Genomic DNA, 20924 nt, shown 5'->3' with positions numbered 1-20924 from the left:
ATGAAGCATCAATTGCCGACAGTGATTGAAGCAATACCTCAGGTGGATTAGGGGTTGCAGTCAACGCAACACGGTTGCAAATCTTATCCTGTTGTTTCACTTTGACGGAAAGAGATCACCATGACGGGCACCCTCAATGAATCCCTGGCCGGAGTCGACACCGAAGTTGCGCAGGCCATCGGACAGGAACTCATCCGCCAGCAGTCAACTCTGGAGATGATTGCCTCGGAGAATTTCGCCCCGTCCGCCGTCATGGAGGCGCAGGGCTCGGTCTTGACGAACAAGTACGCCGAGGGCTACCCCGGCAAGCGCTACTACGGCGGCTGCGAGCACGTTGACGTGATCGAGCAGCTGGCCATCGACCGGGTCAAGGCCCTGTTCGGCGCGGAATTCGCCAATGTCCAGCCGCACTCGGGCGCGCAGGCGAACGCCGCCGCCATGTTCGCCCTGCTGAACCGGGCGACACCATCATGGGCCTGGACCTTGCACATGGAGGCCACCTCACCCATTCCATGCGCATCAACTTCTCCGGCAAGCTCTACAACGTGGTCCCGTACCACGTGCGTGAATCGGACCTCCGGATCGATATGGCCGAGGTCGAGGCGCTGGCCCTGGAACACCGCCCGAAGCCGATCCTCGCCGGCTGGTCCGCCTACTCCCGCCAGCTCGACTTCGCCGAGTTCCGCCGGATCGCCGACCGCCCGCAAGATCAACAGCGCCGTGTTCCCCGGCCAGCAGGGCGGCCCGCTGGAGCACGTCATCGCAGCCATGAAGTTCAGGACCTGACGTTGGACGATATTGATTGGCGGACCGGCACCATCAAGATCACCGGGAAAGGCGGCCGGATCGAACGCATCCCGCTGCCGGTGGATGCTGGTGCCGTTGTCGTGGGCTACCTCCGAAACGAGCGCCCCGCGTCAAGGTGGGTTGGTCCCGCTGCTTGAACCGTTGTAGGCGTGCTAACCCCACGGTAGCGTTCTGTCGCTGGGAAATGCTGATAGCCCGGCAGCTGGTTCCGTGTCAGGATCAGGTATGCCACGCCGCCTCATGCTGCTTGATACTGCGTCCCTGTACTTTCGCGCCTTTTATGGCTTGCCGGACACGATCCGCCGCACTGACGGAACGCCGGTGAACGCCGTTCGCGGCCTCCTGGACATGATCGCCCGCCTCATTACGGAATACGGGGCAACGCATCTGATTGCCTGCTGGGACGACGATTGGCGTCCGCAGTGGCGCGTGGACCTGATTCCGACCTACAAGTCGCACCGGGTCGCCGAACTTGTGTGGGATGCCCCCGACGTTGAGGTCGTACCGGACGGGCTCGAGGCGCAGCTTCCGATGATTCGCCGCGTCCTCGAGCTCTCCGGCATCGCCGTCGTCGGGGCTTCTGAACACGAAGCCGACGACGTCGTCGGCACGTACGCCAGCCACGCGGACCTCCCCGTCGATGTGGTTACGGGCGACCGTGATCTTTTCCAGATAGTCAACGACGACCGTCAGGTGCGGGTGATCTACACCGCGCGGGGCATGAGGAACCTCGAAGTAATGACGGACGCCGTCGTCGTCGGGAAGTACCGGGTACTGCCCGAACAGTATGCCGATTACGCGACCCTTCGCGGCGACGCCTCCGACGGGCTGCCAGGCGTGGCCGGCATCGGCGAGAAGACCGCAGCGTCGCTCCTGGGCCAGTACGGCACACTGGATAACTTGCTCGCTGCAGCCGCCGATGGGGGAGGCGGGGTGTCCGCCTCCGTGCGGTCCAAGCTCGCCGCCGCCGCCGACTACCTAACAGTCGCGCCCACCGTGGTGAAAATCGTGCGCGACCTCAAGCTTCCCACCCTCGACGAAGCGGGAGCCCAGCTGCACCCTGTCGACGGCGAATCACGCGCCGAACTGGAGCGTCTCGCCGTCGAATGGAACCTCGGCGGCTCGGTCAAAAGGCTGCTCGACGCGCTTGACCGGCAGTAACGGGGCAGAAACTCGCCTTGGCGGCACGGGCCGCCACCAGCGAATTCGCGGACGCTGACGCCACCCGTATGGGGGCGTCCCGGGCTGACTCCCCGCCAGGGGCAAGTACGTCCGACCACGGAACCACAAAACGGAACGCATATGCGTGAGTTGAATTTCATCAGGACCGGCAAGTTGGACTGGATCGAACGTGATGAACCGGTGCTGACGAGCGCACACCGGCTTTCCCAGGCCGCCACGGCTGACCGGGTGGCGGTGATGGATGGCGGCCGCATTGTCGAAATCGGGAACCATGCCGAGCTCGTCGCTGCGGGCGGCCAATATGCCATGCTGTGGAGGGCCTGGAACGGCGCCGCGCTCTGACGCGCTGGTTGCTCAGTCAGCTGCCGAGAGGAACCGTCCGTTCCTGATCCGCGACGGGCCAAAGACGACGGACAGCGGGGCAATGGTCCGCGGTCCGCGTTCCCGCGACAGTGGACGGCCGACGGCGACGTGGGGCACCCAGTGCGGATACCGGTAGCCCAGCGCCGCTGAGCTGAGGATGAAGTCGTCCACATTGTCCACGAGGAGCCGGTCCAGAAGATCATGCAGACCCTGCACCAGGGACACCTGGTAGTCGCGTACGCGACGGGGCACGTCCACTTCGAGCCCGGAGATGCCTCCGCCACCCAGCACGATCAGTTGTTCCGAGGTACCCGTAAACCCGTCCAGTACGGGCAGGCCCTGCAACCAGCCCGTTGTGTGCCGGACGGCATCACCGGCCCAAGTGATTCCCTTGGTCCAGTCCGCCACGTCCTGCGCAAAATCAGCCAGGATGCCGATATGCAGCAGCGTCAGGTGCAGCCCCTGCGGCCTGCGCAGTCCGTTGACATAGCTGCCGAGCGCCTCGTAGTCAGAGGGGCCTGATCCCACCATGAGCACGGGAACCTCCACTGTGATGCGCGGAAGCGGCTGCACGCGGACCTCCTCACAGTGGCACGGACTCCTGGGCTCTGGCTGCCATTATCCTCCGCCGCGGCCGCCTCGTCCGGGTGGACACTCTTGCCCTTGCGCCCGCCAGGGTGTCGAATCAGAGAACACGATTCGGCCCGGTTCATGGCAAAGACGCCAGGAGGTTCCCATGTCAGTGAAAGGCGCAAAGGACGCAGCGCGGACACAGGGGCGGGGAGGGCCGGAGGTCCGCCGGGCTGATGCTCCGCACGGCGTCGCGGCAACAGATCCGGAACAGGTGCGCAACGTGGCGCTCGTGGGGCATTCGGGCGCCGGGAAAACCCTGCTGATCGAAGCATTGCTGTCCGCCCACGGCATGATTTCACGCAAAGGCTCCATCGCGGACGGCACCACCGTCAGCGATTCCGACCCCTCGGCAGTGCGGCAGCAACGGTCGGTCACGCTATCCCTGGTTCCGCTGCTCGTCGACGGGATCAAGGTGAACCTGCTGGATACTCCGGGATATCCGGACTTTATCGGCGAACTTCGGGCGGGGCTCCGGGCTGCGGACGCCGCCCTCTTTGTTGTCTCCGCCGTTGACGGCATCGACGCCACCACTACGGCGCTCTGGGGCGAATGCGAAGGCCTCGGGATGCCGCGGGCTGTGGTCATCTCCCGCCTTGACCACCCCCGGGCAGATTACGACGGCGTCCTGGCCGCCTGCCAGCAGGCGTTCGGCGACGCGGTGCTGCCGTTGTACGTGCCGGTCCGGTCCGGCGGCGAAACCAGCGGGCTGCTCGGATTACTGACGGGCACAGTCTCTGACTACTCCGCCGGGGAGGCGGCCGCAGGTTCCCGGGACGTTGACGCCGGTGAGCGCGCGGCGTCGGAAGCCGCCCGGGGCCGGCTCATCGAAGGGATCATCGCCGAGAGCGAGGACGAGACCCTGATGGACCGCTATCTGGGTGGTGAGGACATCGATACCGATGTCCTCATCGCGGACCTGGAAACCGCCGTCGCCCGCGGTTCCTTTTTCCCGGTGGTGCCGGCCTCGGCTGTCACCGGACTCGGCACGGCGGAACTGCTGGAAGTCCTGACCCGGGGCTTCCCGTCGCCGGTGGAGGGCGGCCTCCCGGAGGTGACTGACCTGGCGGGCGCTCCGGCGGTGGCCTTGGCCTGTGACCCGTACGGGCCGCTGGCAGCTGAAGTGGTCCGCACCACCATTGATCCGTTCCTGGGGAGGGTCTGCCTGACGCGTGTATTTTCAGGTACTTTGCGTGCTGATACTCCCGTGCACGTCGGCGGGCACGGGCTCGCGGACCGCGGCCATCAGGACCATGATACCGACGAGCGCGTCACGCACCTGTATTCTCCGCTGGGCCCCAACCTGCGTCCTGTCGCCCACTGTGTGGCCGGTGACATCTGTGCGCTGGCGAAACTGGGAAGCGCCGAAACCGGGGACACCATTTCGGCCAAGGACCAGCCGCTGCTGCTGGCCACCTGGGAGATGCCGGAGCCGCTGATGCCGGTGGCCGTCGAGGCGGACTCGCGCAGTGACGAGGATGCACTGGCCCGGAGCCTGGCGAAGGTTGCCGCCGGCGATCCCACGCTGCGTGTGGAGCGGAACGCGGAAACGCACCAGCTGGTTCTCTGGTGCATGGGGGAGGCCCATGCCGAGGTGGTGCTGGACAGGCTGCGCGACCAGGGCGTGAAGCTGCACACCATTGGCGTGGTGACGCCGCTGCGGGAAACGTTCGCCGCCCCGGCGACGGGCCACGGCCGGCACGTCAAACAGTCCGGCGGCCACGGGCAGTATGCCGTCTGCGACATCGACGTGGAGCCGCTGGACCGTGGCGGCGGGTTTGAATTTGTCGACAAAACGGTGGGCGGGGTGATCCCCGGAACGTTTATCTCCTCCGTGGAGAAAGGGGTGCGGGCGCAGATGCAGAAAGGGCTGGCTGCCGGGTTCCCCGTGGTGGACCTGCGCGTCACCCTGGTGGGCGGCAAGGCCCACAGCGTTGACTCTTCCGACGCCGCCTTCCAGGCGGCGGGCGCGCTGGCGCTCCGGGAGGCCGCCGCGGCCGGTCGCATCCAGCTGCTCGAGCCGGTTTCCTCGGTCAGCATCACCGTGTCCGAGGCGCACGTGGGTGCCGTGATGAGTGACCTCTCGGCACGCCGCGGCAGGTTAACCGGTACGGCCACCTCCGGTAGTGAGCTGACTGAAATCAGCGCGGAAGTCCCTGACCAGGAACTGCTGAAGTACGCTGTGGAGCTGCGGGCGCTGACTGCCGGGACCGGCCGGTTCCGGCGCCGGTACCTCCGGCATGACCCGGTGCCCAGCAGCTCATGAACGCCACGTCATGAACGCCGCCGCGCGGAAGATCCAGCGCATCTACCTCACCCTCACCCTGGGCAATACCCTGGCGGCCTCTTTCATCTGGGGAATCAATACGCTCTTTCTGTTGGATGCCGGGCTGAGCAACCTCGAAGCCTTCGCGGCCAACGCCTTCTTCACGGCCGGCATGGTCCTGTTCGAAGTGCCCACCGGGGTCATCGCGGACGGTTGGGGTCGACGGGTCTCATTCCTCCTCGGTACGGTGACGCTGGCGGCCTCCACGTACTTGTACTACCTGCTCTGGCAGTTGTCCGCTCCCTTCTGGGCCTGGGCCGTGGTGTCCGTCCTGCTGGGCCTGGGCTTCACGTTCTTCTCCGGGGCCGTGGAGGCATGGCTGGTGGATGCGTTGCGTTTCTCCGGCTACGACGGTGAGCTGGAAGCAGTGTTCGGGCGGGCACTGATGGTCTCGGGTGTCGCGATGCTTGTCGGTTCGACGGCCGGCGGCGTGATTGCCCAGGCCACTGACCTCGGTGTGCCGTTCCTGTTGCGTGTGGGAGTGCTCCTGGCGATGTTCGGGGTGGCTTTTTGGCTGATGCGCGATGTGGGTTTCACCCCCGAACGTTCTCCCCATCCGTTGAGGGCGAGCCGGGACGTGCTGTCCGCCTCCATCGACAGCGGGCTGAAAAACCCGCCGGTGCGGTATATCATGCTGGCCGCGCCGTTCAGCGCCGGCGTCGGGATTTATGTTTTCTATGCCCTGCAGCCGTACCTGCTGGAGCTCTTCGGCGACCCGCACGCCTACTCCGTCGCCGGACTCGCCGCGGGCATTGTGGCCGGGGCACAGGTGGTGGGCGGCTGGCTGGCACCGATGGTCCGGCGCCAGGTCCACAAACGCACCACCGTGCTGGTGGTGAGCAGCATCATGGGCGCCTTGATCCTGGTGGCGCTCGGCATCACGCGCGTGTTCTGGGTGGCCCTGCTGCTGCTGGTGCTCTGGGCGCTCGTCTCCGCGGCGGGCACCCCCGTGCGGCAGGCCTATTTGAACGACATGATCGACTCAAAACAGCGGGCAACGGTACTCAGCTTCGATTCGCTGATGGGATCCAGCGGTGGAATCGTGGTCCAGCCGCTGATGGGCCGGGCAGCGGACGTGTACGGCTACCCCCTCTCGCTTGCCATCAGCGGTGTGATCGAACTGTTCTCCCTGCCGTTCCTGCTGGCGAGCCGGCGCCGGCGTTCGCCGGCCGACACAGCGACCACCGAAACCAGCACATCGGCCTGAGGCCATGGCCTCGGCAGAAAAAAGATTTGAGCCTTGAGAGTCCATACGCGGCGGAGTATCGTGGCGCAAACCCACCCTGCGCAACACCCTGACTTGGGAGCGATCATGCCTAGTGTGCGACGTCAATTGGCTGCTGTGACGGCTGTCCTGGCCTTGAGCGTGACCGTTGGGGCGGTGACCAGTCCCGCGTTCGCAGACCCCCGGGAGATCAAGAAGGAGGCGATGGCCACCGGGTACGGCGGGGCCGTGAGCACCGTTGACCCGGAGGCGTCCGCTGCAGCAATCCAGGTCCTCCGCGACGGGGGCAATGCGGCGGATGCCGCCGTCGCCGCGGCCGCGACCCTGGGCGTGACCGAGCCCTACAGCGCCGGCCTCGGCGGCGGCGGATACTTCGTGTTCTACGACGCGAAGACCGGCAAAGTGGGAACCATCGATGGCCGCGAAACGGCTCCGGCTACGATGCCGACCGACGCGTTCGTCAATCCGGCGTCCGGAACCTTGTACACCTTTCCCGAGCTCGTCTCCAGCGGAGTCTCCGTCGGCACGCCCGGCACACCGGCCACGTGGGAACGGGCCTTGGAACGGTGGGGAACGCTGGATCTTGGCGCGGCCCTCAAACCTGCCATCAAGGTGGCTAACCGTGGCTTCGTGGTAGACGAAACCTTCCGCCAGCAGACGCTCGACAACAAGGTCCGGTTCTCGGCCTTCCCCGCCACAGCCAGTCTCTTCCTGCCGGGCGGTGATGCTCCCGCCGTCGGCACTATTTTCCACAACCAGGACCTCGCAAAGACGTACCGGCTCCTCGCCAAGCAGGGAACCGACGCTTTCTACGAAGGTCCCCTCGCGGCGGAAATGGCCGCCACGGTGCAGGACCCGCCGAAAGACCCCGCATGGGTGCCTCCTGTGACTGACCCGCCCACCAGCCTTCCAGCACTTCGGGGCTACCTGACGACGGCGGATCTCGCCGCATACCGAACGCTGGACCAGGATCCCACGCATGTGGACTACCGCGGCTACGACGTCTACGGCATGGCGCCGTCGAGCAGCGGTGGCACCACAGTGGGCGAGGCGCTGAACATCCTGGAGCCGTTCAACCTCCGCGAGATGACCAAGCCAGCCGCGTTGCATCACTACCTCGAAGCGAGCGCACTGGCCTTCGCGGACCGTGCCAAATACCTGGGCGACCCGGCATTCGTCGATGTCCCCACCGAGGCCCTCACCGATCCGCAGTTTGGGAAGGAGCGGGCGTGCGCCATTGACCCCGGGACGGCGGCAACCAAGCCGGTACCGGCCGGGGACGTGTCAGAGTACGACGGCGTGTGCCCGGTTGCACCTTCGGCAGCCGCAGACGAGAAGGACACCGAAAACATCTCCACGACCAACCTGACTGTCGCTGACAGGTGGGGCAACGTGGCGGAATACACCCTCACGATCGAGCAGACCGGCGGGTCCGGCATCGTGGTGCCCGGCCGCGGGTTCCTGCTCAACAACGAGCTCACCGACTTCTCGTATACGTCTACCAGCCCGACAGACCCGAACCGGATCGAGCCCGGCAAGCGCCCACGGTCCTCGATGTCGCCCACCATCATCCTCAAGGACGAAAAGCCGTTCCTGGCGCTCGGTTCCCCCGGCGGATCGACCATTATCACTACCGTGCTGCAGACCATCCTCAACAGGGTGGACCTGGATATGAACATTCTGGCGGCACTCGCGGCCCCTCGTGCATCCCAGCGCAACACAACCAATGTCACGGCCGAGCCGGGCTTCATCACGGATTTCGGAGACCAGTTGGCACCATTCGGTCATAAGTTGGTGCCCGCGGGGGACGCCTTCACCTCGGCAGCAGAAATTGGTGCGGCGACAGCCATCGAGTTTGGGCCCGGCAAGAGCATGACCGCCGTTGCCGAGCCCCTGCGGCGCGGCGGCGGTTCGGCGATGGTGGTCAAACCGTCGCGGTGAGTCTGGGGGCCGGGATGGGCCGCCTGGGGCGGCGGGCCTGGTTCGCGGGGGCCGGGTTACTGTCCCATCCCGGGACGGACGGCCACAAACTCGATGCTGGTCTGAACCTTTTTCTGCGGACCACGGGAAAAGCCCTTGGCATCAAGCTGGTTCTGGGCACGGAACACCGCCAGGGCGTTGTCGTAGATCTCGTTGAGCCTGCCGCCGGAGAAGACCTCCTGGGAGCCGTCGCTGAACGTGACAGTCACTGCTGCACTGGCTGGAAAGTGCCTCTTCATGCGGACGAAACCTTCGGAGTCCTGCTGGAGGTTGATCAAGGGAAATCCTGCTTTCATGGTCGACGACCTCCAGTCTGACCTATCCCGCCCCACCTGCGCTGATGCCGGTGCGGGATTGCGGCGACAATGGACGGGTGACATCGCCAGCCAACTCCGCCGCCGTCCCTCCGGGCACCTCTGCCGCCAGCGCCTTTAACCTGGCGGCCATCGGCACCGGTCTGGCCTTTGCTGAATCACTCGGGGAGTTGTCCTCTGTGCTGCGCGCCGGCGGTGCGGCGGGTACGGCGGTGGTGCAGGCACCGCCCGGCACCGGCAAAACAACGCTTGTCCCGCCGCTGCTCGCCAACCTGACACGACATGCCAGGGAGGCCCGGCGCGTGGTGGTCACCCAGCCCCGGCGGGTGGCCGCCCGCGCAGCCGCCCGGCGACTGGCCGCCCTGGACGGCAGCCGGATCGGAGACCGCGTAGGGTACACCGTCCGCGGTGAACGCCAGGCCGGCCCTGCCACCCTGGTGGAATTTGTCACGCCGGGGATCCTGCTGCGGCGCCTGCTCGACGATCCCGGCCTGGAAAGCACCGGCGCGGTCATCCTGGACGAGGTCCACGAACGCGGCCTCGAGACCGACCTGCTGCTGGGCATGCTCACGGAAGTGCGCCAGCTGCGCGGCGACCTCACCCTGGTGGCCATGTCCGCCACACTGGACGCGCCCCGCTTCGCCGCCCTGATCGGGGGCGCAGCCGGAAACGCCGGGACAGCGGACGACGGCGGCGGGCCAGCTCCCGTCGTCGACTGCCCCTCGGCGCTGTACCCCCTGGACGTGGAGTGGGTACCCGCCGCCTTGCCGCGGCTGGACGACCGTGGGGTCACACGCGGGTTCCTGGACCACGTGGCCGATACGGCCGCGCAGGCCCACACCGCCGCGGGGGCGCTGGACGCGGGCACCGATGCGCTGGTCTTTGTCCCGGGAGCCTGGGAGGTGTCCTATGTGGCGGCCCGACTCCGCGGCCGGACGTCCCCCGGAACCGAGGTGCTGGAACTCCACGGCCAGGTCAGCCCTACCGAACAGGACCAGGCCGTGTCGGGGCGCAGGCCGGGCGGCCCTGCCCGGATCATCGTGTCCACGGACCTGGCCGAATCTTCCCTGACCGTCCCCGGTGTCCGGCTGGTGATCGATTCCGGGCTGACCCGGGAACCTCGCCGCGATGCCAGCCGCGGCATGTCCGGGCTGGTGACTGTTTCCTGCTCCCGGGCCTCAGCAGAACAGCGGGCCGGCCGGGCCGCGCGGCAGGGTCCGGGCCGGGTGGTGCGCTGCTACGACCAGAGGACCTATGGTGCCGCGCCGGCGCATGTAACCCCGGAGATTGCCGTCGCGGACCTGACCGGTGCTGCGCTGGTCCTGGCCTGCTGGGGATCCCCGGGCGGCGCCGGGCTGGCGCTTCCGGATGCACCTCCCGCAGCGGCCATGGGCGAGGCTGTGGAAGTCCTGCGCGAACTCGGAGCCGTGGCCCGCGACGGGCACGCCACAGCGCTGGGGCGGACACTGGCCAGGGTCCCGGCCGATCCCCGGCTGGCCCGCGCACTGCTCGACGGCGCAGCGGCCGTAGGTCACCACGCCGCAGCGGAAGCAGTGGCACTCGTGGCCGGGGACCAGCGGGCCCCGGGGGCCGACCTCACGCGGCTTCTGACCGCACTGCGCACCGGAAAGGAGCCAGCCGCCAGGCGCTGGGCGGAGGACGTCCGCAGGCTGGAGACCATTGCGCGGAAGGAGGGCGCCGCCGTCGGCCCGTCTGTCATCGCCGCCCTGGCATCCGACGTGCCGGTGACCGCTGCTGAAGCGGTGGGCGTCGTCGTCGCCCTGGCATTCCCGGACCGCGTGGCCCGGCGCGTCCCGGGCGATGGCCCGTCACGGTACCTGCTGTCGTCGGGTACGCGCGCGGGGTTGCAGGCGGGCAGCCCGCTGGCCGGGCAGGAGTGGCTGGCCGTGGCCGAGGTTTCGCGCGCCGCGGGCCGGGACGCCGCCGGCACGGGCGCGGTGATCCGCTCCGCCGCGCCGCTGAGCGCCGACACCGCCGAAGCGGCCGCCGGGCACCTCCTGACCGACACGGTGGAAGCGCAGTTCAGCCAGGGCCGGGTGAAGGCCAGGCGGGAACGCCGGCTGGGTGCCATCAGTCTGTCCTCCACGCCCGTCCGCCCGTCCGCCGAGGACGGCCGTGCCGCCGTGGCCCGCGCCCTCGCCAAGGAGGGACTGGGAACCATCGGATGGTCGACGGCGGCCGATGCGTTGCGCCGCCGCCTCGCCTTGCTGCGCCGCGAACTGGGCGAGCCGTGGCCCGACGTTTCCGAACCGTCGCTGCTGGCTCGGCTGGACTCCTGGCTGGGAACGGAGCTTGAGGCACTGGCCGGCGGCGCCTCCACCAACAGCATCGACCTCACCGACCCCTTGCGGCGGCTGCTGCCCTGGCCCGAGGCGGTCCGCCTGGCGGAACTGGCACCGGAGGCGCTGAAAGTGCCGAGCGGATCGATGGTGCGGATCGACTACCCCGACGTTTCGGACTATGCCGGGTCAGGCTCGGCCGCGCCGGACCAGGCAGGACCCGGGCAGGCAGGCGCGGACGACGCCGGCCGGCCGGTTGTCGCGGTCAAGCTGCAGGAATGCTTTGGCTGGGCTGAGACGCCGCGGCTGGTGGACGGCAGGGTGCCTGTCCTCTTCCACCTGCTGTCACCTGCGCGGCGGCCGCTTGCTGTGACGGATGACCTGGCGTCGTTCTGGTCCGGGCCGTACGCGCAGGTGCGGTCCGAGATGCGCGGCCGCTATCCCAGGCATCCCTGGCCGGAGGATCCCTGGACGGCGCAGCCCACTGCACGGACCAAAGCCCGCATGTAGCGACGGCCCGTCCGGGGGCCTTCTTTCGTTGGTTGCACAGGTGAGTTGTCCGATACTTGGCCGAAACGTTGCGTCGACGCGCTGAAACATGGCGCAGTTAGGCTCGTTCCTACTTGGACAACGTGGTCCAGACCATCACACGAAAGGACACAATAATGTTGCTTTTGAGTAGCCTGAACCTCCTGTTTGACGCCGGCCGCGGAGAGGGCAGCCGCCCGCACAATGGCGGGATCGGAAAGACTGATTTCCCCACCGGTCGGCTGACCTCCACCGCATGGGAAGGCTGGTGGCACGAGGACGCTGCGTAGCCGGACCGGGACGCCTGGCCGGACCGGTCAGCTGCGGCTCCGCATGAACTCCGCGACCTTCGGCGCCAGCGACGCTCCGATCTCTGCAGCGTCGCGCTTCTTTCCTGCGACGGCGAAAGAGTGGTCACCGCCGTCGATCCAGTCAAGGACAGCGGCCGGGCCGATCCGGGAGACCACACCCTCCAGCAGATCCGGCGTGGCGAAGGTGTCGCGGGTGCCCTGCAGGAACAACATGGGGAGCGTGAGCCCGTAGAGGTGCTCGTCGCGAAGCTTTTCCGGTTTACCGGGCGGGTGGAGGGGATAGCCGAGGTAGACGAGTCCGGCACTATCCATTCCCTCGGCAACGGCCATGGACGCCATCCGGCCGCCAAACGATTTGCCGGCAGCCCACACCGGTCCGGCATCACCGTGCTCGGTCCCTCGCCGCGTTGCTTCCTGCATGGCGGCACGCCAGGCGGCGATGGCTGCCGGCGGCCGGTCCGGGAATTTCCGGCCGGCCTCGCGGTAGGGGAAGTTGAAGCGCAAGGTGGCAACGCCGTCGCCGTTCAATGCCCGGGTGAACCCGGTCAGGAAGGGGTGCTCCATGCCCGACCCGGCCCCGTGCGCCACCACCAGGGTGGCGAACGCATGCTCGGGACGGGCATAGGCGGCGGAAACGCCGACGTCGCCCACGGCGATAGTCAGGGCGGACTCTGAGACAGTCATAGATCCATCATGCCGGATTCCTTCCGTACTTCTGGCGGACGGCCGGTTGGCTGCACAGGCGGTGCCACTGGTTGCCTGCACAGGTGGGGCACGGCAGGGGGGCCAGCCCGGGCCAGCCAGTGGCCGGAGAGTGGGGAGTCAACCCGACTCTGGAGGAGCCACCATGACCGCAGCCCTTTCCCTGGCCACAGCCCTGTCCACGGCAGCCGCCTCTTCATCCACGGCCGATCTCAACGGGCTCTCGGCGTGGGTGGTGGGCGTGATGGAGGCCGTCGGCGCCCCCGGGGCATGTCTGGTGGTGGCGCTGGAAAACCTGTTCCGCCGATGCCCAGCGAGGTCATCCTTCCGCTCGCCGGCTTCACGGCCAGCCGCGGTGGCTTCAGCCTGCTGGACGCCATCCTGTGGACCACGGCAGGGTCACTCCTGGGGGCGTACCTGCTCTACGTCCTCGGCGGATGGCTCGGACGGGCCGGACCCGGGCGCTGATCGGCAGGATCCCTCTCGTGGCCGTCGACGACGTCGACCGGGTGGAGGCGTGGTTCGCCCGGCATGGCAGCAAAGCGGTTTTTTGGGCCGCCGGGTTCCGGTGTTCCGGAGCCTAATTTCCATCCCCGCCGGCATTGACCGGATGCCGCTGTGGCGCTTCCTGGGCCTGACGGTCGCCGGCAGCCTCATCTGGAACTCGGTCCTGATCCTGGCCGGATATTTTCTCGGTTCGAACTGGCAGCTCGTGGCGGATGGACCGGGTGCTGACGCAGCAGACCGTGCAGGGGTAGGTTGTCCCCATGGCGAGCGAACAGACCACCCTCACTGTCCCGGGACCGCACGGCGAGCGCGAGATGCGTGTTTCCAGCCCCAGCAGGGTGCTCTGGCCGGAGCTGGGTCTGACCAAGCTGGACCTCGCACGCTACATAGTGGATGTGGGAGAGGCGTTCATTGCCGCGAACGGTGACCGGCCGGTGGCGCTGCAGAGGTTCTCGGAAAACGTCGAGGGGGACCAGTTCTTCTCCAAGAACCCGCCCAAGGGAACCCCGGACTTCATCCGGTCGGTGAAAGTGATCTTTCCGAGCGCGCGCTCGCACCCCATGCTGGTCCTTGACGAACCCGCAGCGGCAGTGTGGGCGGTCCAGATGAATACGGTGGTGTTCCATCCGTGGCCGTCACATGCAGAAAACACCGATAACCCTGATCAGCTGCGCATCGACCTTGACCCCCAGCCGGGAACTGACTTCGACGACGCTGTCCCGGCTGCCCTGGCGCTGAAGGAGGTGCTGGCGGAGGCCGGGCTGGACACGTTCATCAAGACATCGGGGAACCGCGGCCTGCACGTCTATGCGCCCATCGAGCCCAACCACGAATTCCTGGATGTCCGCCACGCGGTGATCGCCGCGGCCCGCGAGCTTGAGCGGCGGATGCCGGACAAGGTGACCACGGCCTGGTGGAAGGAGGAACGGGGCGTGAAGGTGTTCCTGGACTTCAACCAGGCGAACCGGGACCGGACCATCGCCGGCGCGTACAGCCCCCGCGCGCTGGCCCATGCGCCGGTCTCCTGCCCCATCGCCTGGGACGAACTGGGCAGCGCGGATCCCAAGAGCTTCACCATCCTGACGGTCCCCGAACGCCTCAGGACCATCGGCGATCCCTGGGCAGACATGAAGGCGCATCCGGGCAGCATCGACGTGCTGTTGGGCTGGTGGGAGCGGGACCTCAAGGCCGGTCTCGGCGAGCTGCCCTTCCCGCCGGACTACCCGAAGATGCCGGGTGAGCCCCCGCGGGTTCAGCCGAGCCGGGCCCGCAAACAGGACTAGGGCTACTCGAACCGGGACGGGTCCCCAGTGCCGCGCCGGACCACCTCGGCCACTCCGCTGGAATAGTCGATCACCGTGGTGGGCTCTGCCCCGCAGTCGCCGGAATCGATGACGGCGTCCACTTCGTGTTCGAGCCGTTCCTTGATTTCCCAGCCCTGGGTCAGCGGGTCTTCCTCGTCGGGGAGCAGCAAAGTGCTGGAGAGCAGCGGCTCGCCAAGCTCGGCCAGCAGTGCTTGGACCACCCGGTTGTCCGGGATCCGCACGCCCACCGTCTTTTTCTTCGGGTGCAGCAGCCGGCGCGGAACGTCCTTGGTGGCAGGCAGGATAAACGTGTAGCTTCCGGGCGTGACGGCCTTAATGGCGCGGAAGACATCGTTGCCGATGTTCACGAACTGGCCCAACTGGGCGAAGTCCTTGCACACCAGCGTGAAGTGGTGCTTGTCGTCGAGCTTGCGGATATTCCGGATCCGGTCCAGCGCATCCTTGTTGCCCAGCTGGGCCCCGAGGGCGTAGCAGGAGTCTGTGGGGTAGGCGATCAGCCCGCCGTCGAGCACGATCTTCACGGCCTGAGTGATCGCGCGGGGCTGGGGATCCTGGGGATGAACATCAAAGTATCTGGCCATGCTCCTGAGCCTACGACAATTGCCGCCCTGGTCAGTAGACAGGCACGGCTCCGTGCACACAACGCCGATGGCGTATAGGTTCAGGGCGTAGAGGTTCAGTCAGGCGGGTGAATCCTGTGAAGGGCGAACGAAAGGTGGCAGCATGCCGGTGTGGCTTCAGGCGTTGATGTGGGGAACCGTGGGCGGTGCCGCGCTGGTGCTGGGGGCTGCCGCGTCATGGAAATGGGCGATTCCGTCCAAACTTGTCTCCTCGATCATGGCCTTTGGGGCGGGCGTGCTGATTTCGGCCCTGGCGTTCGAGCTGGTCGGTGAGGCGGTTGATGGAGGGGGCCTGTGGCCCACCGTGACCGGATTCCTGGCCGGCTCCGTGGTCTACGTGGGAGTGAACATGCTCCTGACACGGGCCGGCGCAAAACACCGCAAACGCTCGGGCGGCCAGCAACCGTCGGAGCAGGACAGCCCGGGCAGCGGCACGGCCATCGCCTTCGGCGCCCTCCTCGACGGGATCCCGGAGTCGGTAGTGCTCGGCGTCGGACTCATCACCGCGGGATCGGTCAGTCCGGCCATGCTTGTGGCTGTGTTCATCTCCAACGTTCCCGAGGGTCTTTCCGGAACTGCGGGGATGAAGAAGGCAGGCCGCAGTACCCGCTACATTTTTGGGGTGTGGGGAGGCATTGCCGTGATGTCCGGGCTCGCCTCACTGCTCGGGTACGTGGCGCTGGAGAACGCTCCGGACGCCGTCGTCGCCTTCATTACCGCGATCGCGGCGGGCGGGATCCTGGCGATGCTCGCCGACACCATGATCCCCGAGGCGTTCGAGGAGCATCACAACCTCACGGGACTGACCGCTTCCGTAGGGTTCCTGACGGCCTTTACAGTCCACCAACTCGGGGGTTGAGCTCCCGCCGTCGCCAACGGTCAGCCCACGTGCACCCACGGCCGCTTCGCGACATCCGGTTCGGCTTCGCGCAGGATCTCGCGAGTCACGGGAGCGATCTCGCCTTCGCCCAGCACCAGGAAGCGCAGGAGGTTCACGGCAGGATTGCCCTCAGTCCAGCGGAAGTAGACGTGCGGCATCAGCCCGGTCACATCACGGATGTGCAGGAGTACCGAGGCGATGGTGTTGGGGACGCCAGGTCCGTGCACCTCCAGCACGGCAAACCCGTGCCGCACCACGCCCCGGACTACGAGGGCCGTCTCGAAGTCGGAGGAATCGTCCACCGTGACTTCAAGGAACAGCGTCTGGTAGTCCGCGGGGAAGTGGCTTGCTTCGGTGGCCGACGCCAGCTTCCGCCGGTAAGCGTCCGCTGACTGGCGAAGCGGTTCATGGGCGATGATCCCGATGGGCCCGGTCAGATTCTCCGCCAGAAACTCCAGGGCCTGGGTGTCGAGCCGGACGTGCGTGGCGTGCAGTTCGAAGGATCGCAGCACCCTCGAGAGCAGCGAGATGCTGATGATCCCCAGGATGAAGAAGCCGGCAATCCGGATTCCTTCGGGACGTTCAAAGATATTGGCGACCGTCGTGTAGACAAAAAGCACCGTGATCACGCCGAAGCCGATGGTCCGCTTACGCTGCTGAAGCCGGCGGGCGGAGAGCGTCACAGCTACTGCCGCCGAGGTCATCAGCACCAGGACGCCGGTGGCGTACGCTCCACCCTGGGCGTCGACGTCGGCTTCAAACAGCCAGGTGATCAGGAACCCGATCAGCGTGAAGACGAGCACGAGGGGCCGGACTGCCTTCGCCCACGCAGGGGCCATGCCGTACCGCGGCAGGTACCGGGGAACAAGGTTCAGCAGGCCGGCCATCGCGGACGCACCGGCGAACCACAGGATGGCGATGGTGCTCAGGTCGTACACCGTTCCGAAGCCCGGCCCAAGGTATTCGTGCGCGAGGAACGCCAGCGCCCTGCCGTTCGCTTGCCCGCCCGGCAGGAACTCGTCCGCGGGGATCAGGACCACCGTGGTGAAGCTGCTCGTGACCAGGAAGGAACTCATGATCACGGCGGCAGTGGTCAGCATCCGCCTTGTCCCCTGGATCCGTCCGGCCGGGTTCTCCTCGGTATCGCCCGCGCCGCCGCGGACCTGCGGCATCACCGCGACGCCGGTTTCAAAGCCGGACAGCCCCAGCGCCAGCTTGGGGAAGACCAGCAGGGCGATGGCCACCGCCATCAGCGGATTCCCGTGCGAGGTGTTCAGGGTTTGCCACCAGTCACCGACGGCGACCGGATGGGCGGCCGCCTCCACGAGCGACCTGGCGATGACCACCACGTTGAGCCCCAGGTACAGGACCACCAGCACCACGGCGACGCCGATGGCCTCCTTGAACCCGCGCAGGAAGACCGCAGCGAGCAAGGCAAGCAGGACCAGCGTCACGGCCACCTCCTGACCGTGCAGGACGTCCGGTGCAAACGGATTCTCGATCAGGTGTGCCGTGGCATCCGCAGCCGACAACGTCATGGTGATCATGAAGTCAGTGGCCGCGAACCCCAGCAGCACCAGCACCAGGAGTTTGCCCCGCCATTTGGGCAGCAGCCGCTCCAGCATGGCTATGGAACCCTCGCCGCGGTGGCTTTCGCCTGCAACCCGACGGTAGACCGGGAGCGCACCCAGCAGCGTGACGGCCACAAGGACCAACGTGGCCAGGGGGGAGATGGCGCCGGCCGCGAGCGCCGCGATGGCCGGCTGGTAGCCCAGCGTGGAGAAGTAGTCCACACCGGTCAGGCACATCACCTGCCACCAGTGGTGTTTCCTCTCCTGGTCGGCGAGACCGCCCGGACCCTGATGGGTGCCCTTCGCGTCCTCCAAGCCGAACATCAGCCAACTGCCGAGGGCCGCCTTCCGCGTCGCACGGAGGGCCGAGGGATCGGCGGGTGGCCTGCTCATGGTGGTCATAAAAGCCTTTCAGTCTGCGGCACAGCACCGCGGGCACAGCCGAATCTAGTACTCGCCACACGCAGTGAAGCCGGATTCCGGCGGATCTTGACGCATCCTTAACGCCTGTATGACCAAAAGCCACAATCCCCGGGGAAGGGCCGCACGGGACGTCTGGATCCGGGTGGGAGAATGGCCGCATGGCACGGGAACGGATAGTCATTGGCCTCAACGGCAGCGGCGACGCAGAACTGCTCATCCGCCGTGCCGCCAGGATTCTTGAAAGGAGCGACGGCGGCGAGCTGGTGGCCGTCCACGTCCGCACCGCCGGGGGTGCTGCGGGCGAGTCTCCACAGGTTTTGGAGGCACAACGACGGCTCATCAATGACATGGGAGGGACTTACCACACCGTCTCCGCGTCGGATCCGGCCCAGGCCCTTCTGGATTACGCACGGAAGTCCAGTGCCACCCATATTGTCGTGGGGCAGTCCCGCCGCGGGCCGCTTGACGGTGTGCTGGCAGGGTTGTTCGCCGGAGGCACCGTGGAAGCCCGAGTGGTCCGCGGTGCGGGGGACATTGATGTCCAGGTAGTTTCCCGCGTCCCGCCCCAGCGGAACGCACCGCGCAGGCGGCCTGACCTGGGCCGGACCAGGGTTGGTATTGGCTTTGCGCTCGCAGCAGCCCTGCCGGTCCTGCTGCAGCTGCTGCTCGCAGCCTTCGAGCACAGCGTTGCCACCGCCGTCCTGGTCCAGCTTGCCGGCGCCGTTGCGGTGTCGCTGGTGGGCGGGTTGTGGCCTGCCATCGTCGGCGCGATGTGGAGCAGCGTGCTGGTGAACTACTTTTCCACGCCGCCGCTGGGGGACCTGGCGATCAGTGATCCGCAGGACCTCCTGTCGCTGGCCGTTTTTGGGGGGGTCTCCGTGGCCGTCGCCGGCGTGGTGGACAGGTCTGCCCGCCGGTCCAAGGAAGCTGCCCGCGCCCAGGCGGAGGCAGCGACGCTGGGCGACCTTGCGCTGGGCGCCTCCCGTTCGGAGGACACCCTTGACGGGATCCTCGCGGAGGCCCTGGACGCTTTTGGTGCCACCGGTGCCGGTGTGTTCAGCAGCCGGGAGGGCAAGGCGGAACGTTCCGGCCCGACGTCGGGGTCTTCCGGAGTCCACGGCGCTGACGCTGACGGCCGGTTCTGGTGGCCGGTGGCGGGGGCGGGGGATACCACCGGGTGGGAGCATGGCGTCATCGGCCTGCCGGGCAGCACTGCAGAACCGGTCGACGACGACACCCGGCTGGTGCTGTTTGGCCGGGAGGTGCCGGCAGCGGACAGCCGGCTGCTGGGTGCGTTTGCGGTCCACGTGAAAGCCCAGCTGGAACGCCGCCAGCTGGCCTTCAGCCGGCGCGAGGTGCTGCGGCTGGCCGAAGGGAACACCATGCGCACGGCGATCCTGCGGGCTGTGTCCCATGACCTGAGGACCCCGCTTGCGGGGATCAAACTCGCGGCGGGCGGCCTGCTGCAGCCGGCCGTCACCTACACCCCGGCGGAAGAAAGAGAGCTGCTGGAAACCATCGATGAATGCTCGGACCGGCTGGACCAGCTGGTGGGAAACCTCCTGGACATGTCAAGGATCACCGCCGATTCCGTCCGGCCGCTGCTGGGACCCGTGCGGTGGAGCGAGGGTGTCGCCCCGGCCCTGCGCGGGCTCCCGGACGGTATTGTTCGGGTTGAACTGCCCGCCAACATGCCCACAGTGGAAGCCGATCCGGTGCTGCTGGAGCGTGTCATTGCCAACATTGTTGAAAACGCCGTCAAGTACGCATCCGGCTCCGGGATCACCATTACCGGCACGTCCGACGGCATGGGCGCAGCCACGCTTGACGGCTATCCGTCCGGCGAACTGCGGATCATTGATCACGGCGCCGGTGTACCCGCCGGGAAGGTGTTTGAGATGTTCCAGCCGTTCCAGCGGCTCCACGACCGGCCCCAGGCCACCGGCCTGGGACTGGGCCTGGCGGTCGCTGACGGGTTCGTCAAGGCTATGGGCGGCACGCTGACTGCAGAGGAAACTCCCGGCGGCGGACTCACCATGGTGATCAGGCTGGCCCTTTCCACCGGCACGCCGGGCGCGCGCCACGCGGCCGGCCAGCCGCGGCAGGAGGCCACATGAACTCGGACCAGACTGATTCTTCCGTCACGCAGGGCGGCCGCCGGACCAGTGTCCTCGTGATCGACGACGATCCCCACCTGCTGAAGGCACTCCGGATCACGCTCCAGGCCCACGGCTACGCCGTGGACACGGCGGCCGACGGCGGCACGGCCTTGCGTGCGGCATCCCACCGTCCGCCTGACGTGATGATCCTGGACCTCGGACTGCCGGACCTGGATGGAGCTGAAGTCCTGCGGGAACTCCGCCGGTGGAGCAACCTGCCGGTGCTGGTGCTGTCCGCACGCCACGGCTCATCGGACAAAGTCGACGCCCTGGACGCCGGCGCGGACGATTACATCACCAAGCCGTTCGGACTGGACGAGCTATTGGCCCGCCTGCGTGCGCTCCTTCGCCGCGTTCCGGAATCCGCATCGGTACCCACTGTGGCCGCGTCCTCCTTCACCGTGGATTTGGCCCAACGGCAGGTCACAAGGGACGGGGACGTTGTCCGGCTGACGCCGACCGAATGGAACATCCTGGAACTGCTGGTCCGGAACCCTGCCCGGTTGGTGACCCAGCAGCAACTGCTGCTGGACGTCTGGGGACCGGCCTACCAGACGGAAGCCAACTACCTCCGCGTCTACATGGCCCAGTTGCGGCGGAAGCTGGAGGCCGACCCCGGGAAGCCCCGCCACCTGCTTACCGAACCTGGTGTGGGGTACCGTTTTATGCCCTGAATCCCGCGGGAAAATCAGGGTGCCGTGAACCCTATGAACCCGGCTGGAAGTGCGGCAGGATGTTGACTGTTCCTTTCCGAATCAGTTCCGCACCACA

At 67.1% G+C, this 20924-nt stretch carries 19 protein-coding genes and 1 pseudogene; 15 read left to right on the top strand and 5 right to left on the bottom strand.

Going from position 1 to position 20924, the window contains the following annotated elements:
- Positions 1-120 precede the first annotated feature (120 nt).
- The 4 genes and pseudogenes from ACQCSW_RS11665 to ACQCSW_RS11650 form a co-directional block, all read left to right on the top strand.
- Positions 121-768 (top strand): annotated as a pseudogene (locus ACQCSW_RS11665) (serine hydroxymethyltransferase); the annotation flags it as partial.
- A 20-nt stretch (positions 769-788) separates the two neighbouring features.
- On the top strand, positions 789-944 hold the full coding sequence (locus tag ACQCSW_RS11660; RefSeq protein WP_426986064.1) for a hypothetical protein: 156 nt from the start codon (positions 789-791) through the stop codon (positions 942-944).
- 88 nt (positions 945-1032) lie between these two features.
- Positions 1033-1968 (top strand): 5'-3' exonuclease, encoded by a 936-nt coding sequence (locus tag ACQCSW_RS11655; RefSeq protein WP_426986062.1) that lies wholly within the window; start codon positions 1033-1035, stop codon positions 1966-1968.
- 141 nt (positions 1969-2109) lie between these two features.
- Positions 2110-2331, top strand: a complete 222-nt coding sequence (locus ACQCSW_RS11650; RefSeq protein ID WP_426986060.1) for a hypothetical protein — start codon at positions 2110-2112, stop codon at positions 2329-2331.
- Positions 2332-2343: 12 nt separating this feature from the next.
- Here ACQCSW_RS11650 and ACQCSW_RS11645 read toward each other — a convergent pair whose 3' ends face one another.
- Complete coding sequence (locus ACQCSW_RS11645) at positions 2344-2925, bottom strand: hypothetical protein (RefSeq protein WP_426986058.1); 582 nt, start codon at positions 2923-2925, stop codon at positions 2344-2346.
- Positions 2926-3088: 163 nt separating this feature from the next.
- Here ACQCSW_RS11645 and ACQCSW_RS11640 point away from each other — a divergent pair, with 163 nt between their 5' ends.
- From ACQCSW_RS11640 to ACQCSW_RS11630, 3 genes are all read left to right on the top strand, one after another.
- Complete coding sequence (locus tag ACQCSW_RS11640) at positions 3089-5248, top strand: elongation factor G-like protein EF-G2 (RefSeq protein WP_426986056.1); 2160 nt, start codon at positions 3089-3091, stop codon at positions 5246-5248.
- Positions 5249-5258: 10 nt separating this feature from the next.
- Complete coding sequence (locus ACQCSW_RS11635; RefSeq protein WP_426986054.1) at positions 5259-6515, top strand: MFS transporter; 1257 nt, start codon at positions 5259-5261, stop codon at positions 6513-6515.
- Between the two features lie 105 nt (positions 6516-6620).
- Positions 6621-8474 (top strand): gamma-glutamyltransferase family protein, encoded by a 1854-nt coding sequence (locus ACQCSW_RS11630; protein ID WP_426986052.1) that lies wholly within the window; start codon positions 6621-6623, stop codon positions 8472-8474.
- A gap of 56 nt (positions 8475-8530) precedes the next feature.
- Here ACQCSW_RS11630 and ACQCSW_RS11625 read toward each other — a convergent pair whose 3' ends face one another.
- On the bottom strand, positions 8531-8791 hold the full coding sequence (locus ACQCSW_RS11625; protein ID WP_426990678.1) for a hypothetical protein: 261 nt from the start codon (positions 8789-8791) through the stop codon (positions 8531-8533).
- A gap of 95 nt (positions 8792-8886) precedes the next feature.
- Here ACQCSW_RS11625 and hrpB point away from each other — a divergent pair, with 95 nt between their 5' ends.
- Both hrpB and ACQCSW_RS11615 read left to right on the top strand, forming a co-directional pair.
- Positions 8887-11637 (top strand): ATP-dependent helicase HrpB, encoded by a 2751-nt coding sequence (gene hrpB, locus ACQCSW_RS11620; RefSeq protein ID WP_426986050.1) that lies wholly within the window; start codon positions 8887-8889, stop codon positions 11635-11637.
- Positions 11638-11792: 155 nt separating this feature from the next.
- Positions 11793-11945, top strand: coding sequence for a hypothetical protein (locus ACQCSW_RS11615; protein WP_426986048.1), 153 nt, complete (start codon positions 11793-11795; stop codon positions 11943-11945).
- 27 nt (positions 11946-11972) lie between these two features.
- Here the strand turns inward: ACQCSW_RS11615 and ACQCSW_RS11610 are convergent, their stop codons facing one another.
- Complete coding sequence (locus tag ACQCSW_RS11610; RefSeq protein WP_426986046.1) at positions 11973-12650, bottom strand: alpha/beta family hydrolase; 678 nt, start codon at positions 12648-12650, stop codon at positions 11973-11975.
- A gap of 324 nt (positions 12651-12974) precedes the next feature.
- On the opposite strand from ACQCSW_RS11610, the gene ACQCSW_RS11605 reads away from it, so the two are divergent.
- Genes ACQCSW_RS11605 through ligD form a run of 3 tightly spaced genes read left to right on the top strand, consistent with a single transcriptional unit; the run spans position 12975 to position 14458 of the window.
- Entirely contained in the window at positions 12975-13136 is a 162-nt protein-coding gene (locus ACQCSW_RS11605) for a hypothetical protein (RefSeq protein ID WP_426986044.1), read from the top strand.
- A 49-nt stretch (positions 13137-13185) separates the two neighbouring features.
- A complete protein-coding gene (locus ACQCSW_RS11600) occupies positions 13186-13602 on the top strand; it encodes a DedA family protein (RefSeq protein WP_426986042.1) in 417 nt (138 codons plus the stop codon).
- On the top strand, positions 13490-14458 hold the full coding sequence (ligD, locus tag ACQCSW_RS11595; RefSeq protein ID WP_426990677.1) for a non-homologous end-joining DNA ligase: 969 nt from the start codon (positions 13490-13492) through the stop codon (positions 14456-14458). The genes ACQCSW_RS11600 and ligD overlap by 113 nt, the downstream gene beginning before the upstream one ends.
- A gap of 2 nt (positions 14459-14460) precedes the next feature.
- Here ligD and ACQCSW_RS11590 read toward each other — a convergent pair whose 3' ends face one another.
- Positions 14461-15081: an L-threonylcarbamoyladenylate synthase gene (locus tag ACQCSW_RS11590; protein WP_111908010.1), complete on the bottom strand. Its 621-nt coding sequence runs from the start codon at positions 15079-15081 to the stop codon at positions 14461-14463.
- Positions 15082-15223: 142 nt separating this feature from the next.
- On the opposite strand from ACQCSW_RS11590, the gene ACQCSW_RS11585 reads away from it, so the two are divergent.
- A complete protein-coding gene (locus ACQCSW_RS11585) occupies positions 15224-15979 on the top strand; it encodes a ZIP family metal transporter (RefSeq protein WP_426986039.1) in 756 nt (251 codons plus the stop codon).
- A 20-nt stretch (positions 15980-15999) separates the two neighbouring features.
- Here the strand turns inward: ACQCSW_RS11585 and ACQCSW_RS11580 are convergent, their stop codons facing one another.
- Positions 16000-17973, bottom strand: coding sequence for an amino acid transporter (locus tag ACQCSW_RS11580; protein ID WP_426986037.1), 1974 nt, complete (start codon positions 17971-17973; stop codon positions 16000-16002).
- A 179-nt stretch (positions 17974-18152) separates the two neighbouring features.
- On the opposite strand from ACQCSW_RS11580, the gene ACQCSW_RS11575 reads away from it, so the two are divergent.
- Positions 18153-20111 (top strand): DUF4118 domain-containing protein, encoded by a 1959-nt coding sequence (locus ACQCSW_RS11575; protein ID WP_426986035.1) that lies wholly within the window; start codon positions 18153-18155, stop codon positions 20109-20111.
- Entirely contained in the window at positions 20108-20827 is a 720-nt protein-coding gene (locus ACQCSW_RS11570; protein WP_426986033.1) for a response regulator, read from the top strand. The genes ACQCSW_RS11575 and ACQCSW_RS11570 overlap by 4 nt, the downstream gene beginning before the upstream one ends.
- The last annotated feature ends 97 nt before the right edge of the window (positions 20828-20924 follow it).

The sequence above is a fragment of the Pseudarthrobacter sp. Y6 genome (genome assembly GCF_050156205.1).
GTDB lineage: Bacteria > Actinomycetota > Actinomycetes > Actinomycetales > Micrococcaceae > Arthrobacter.
Note: the sequence above shows the minus strand (reverse complement) of the source record. Positions and strands in the feature narration are given on the sequence as shown.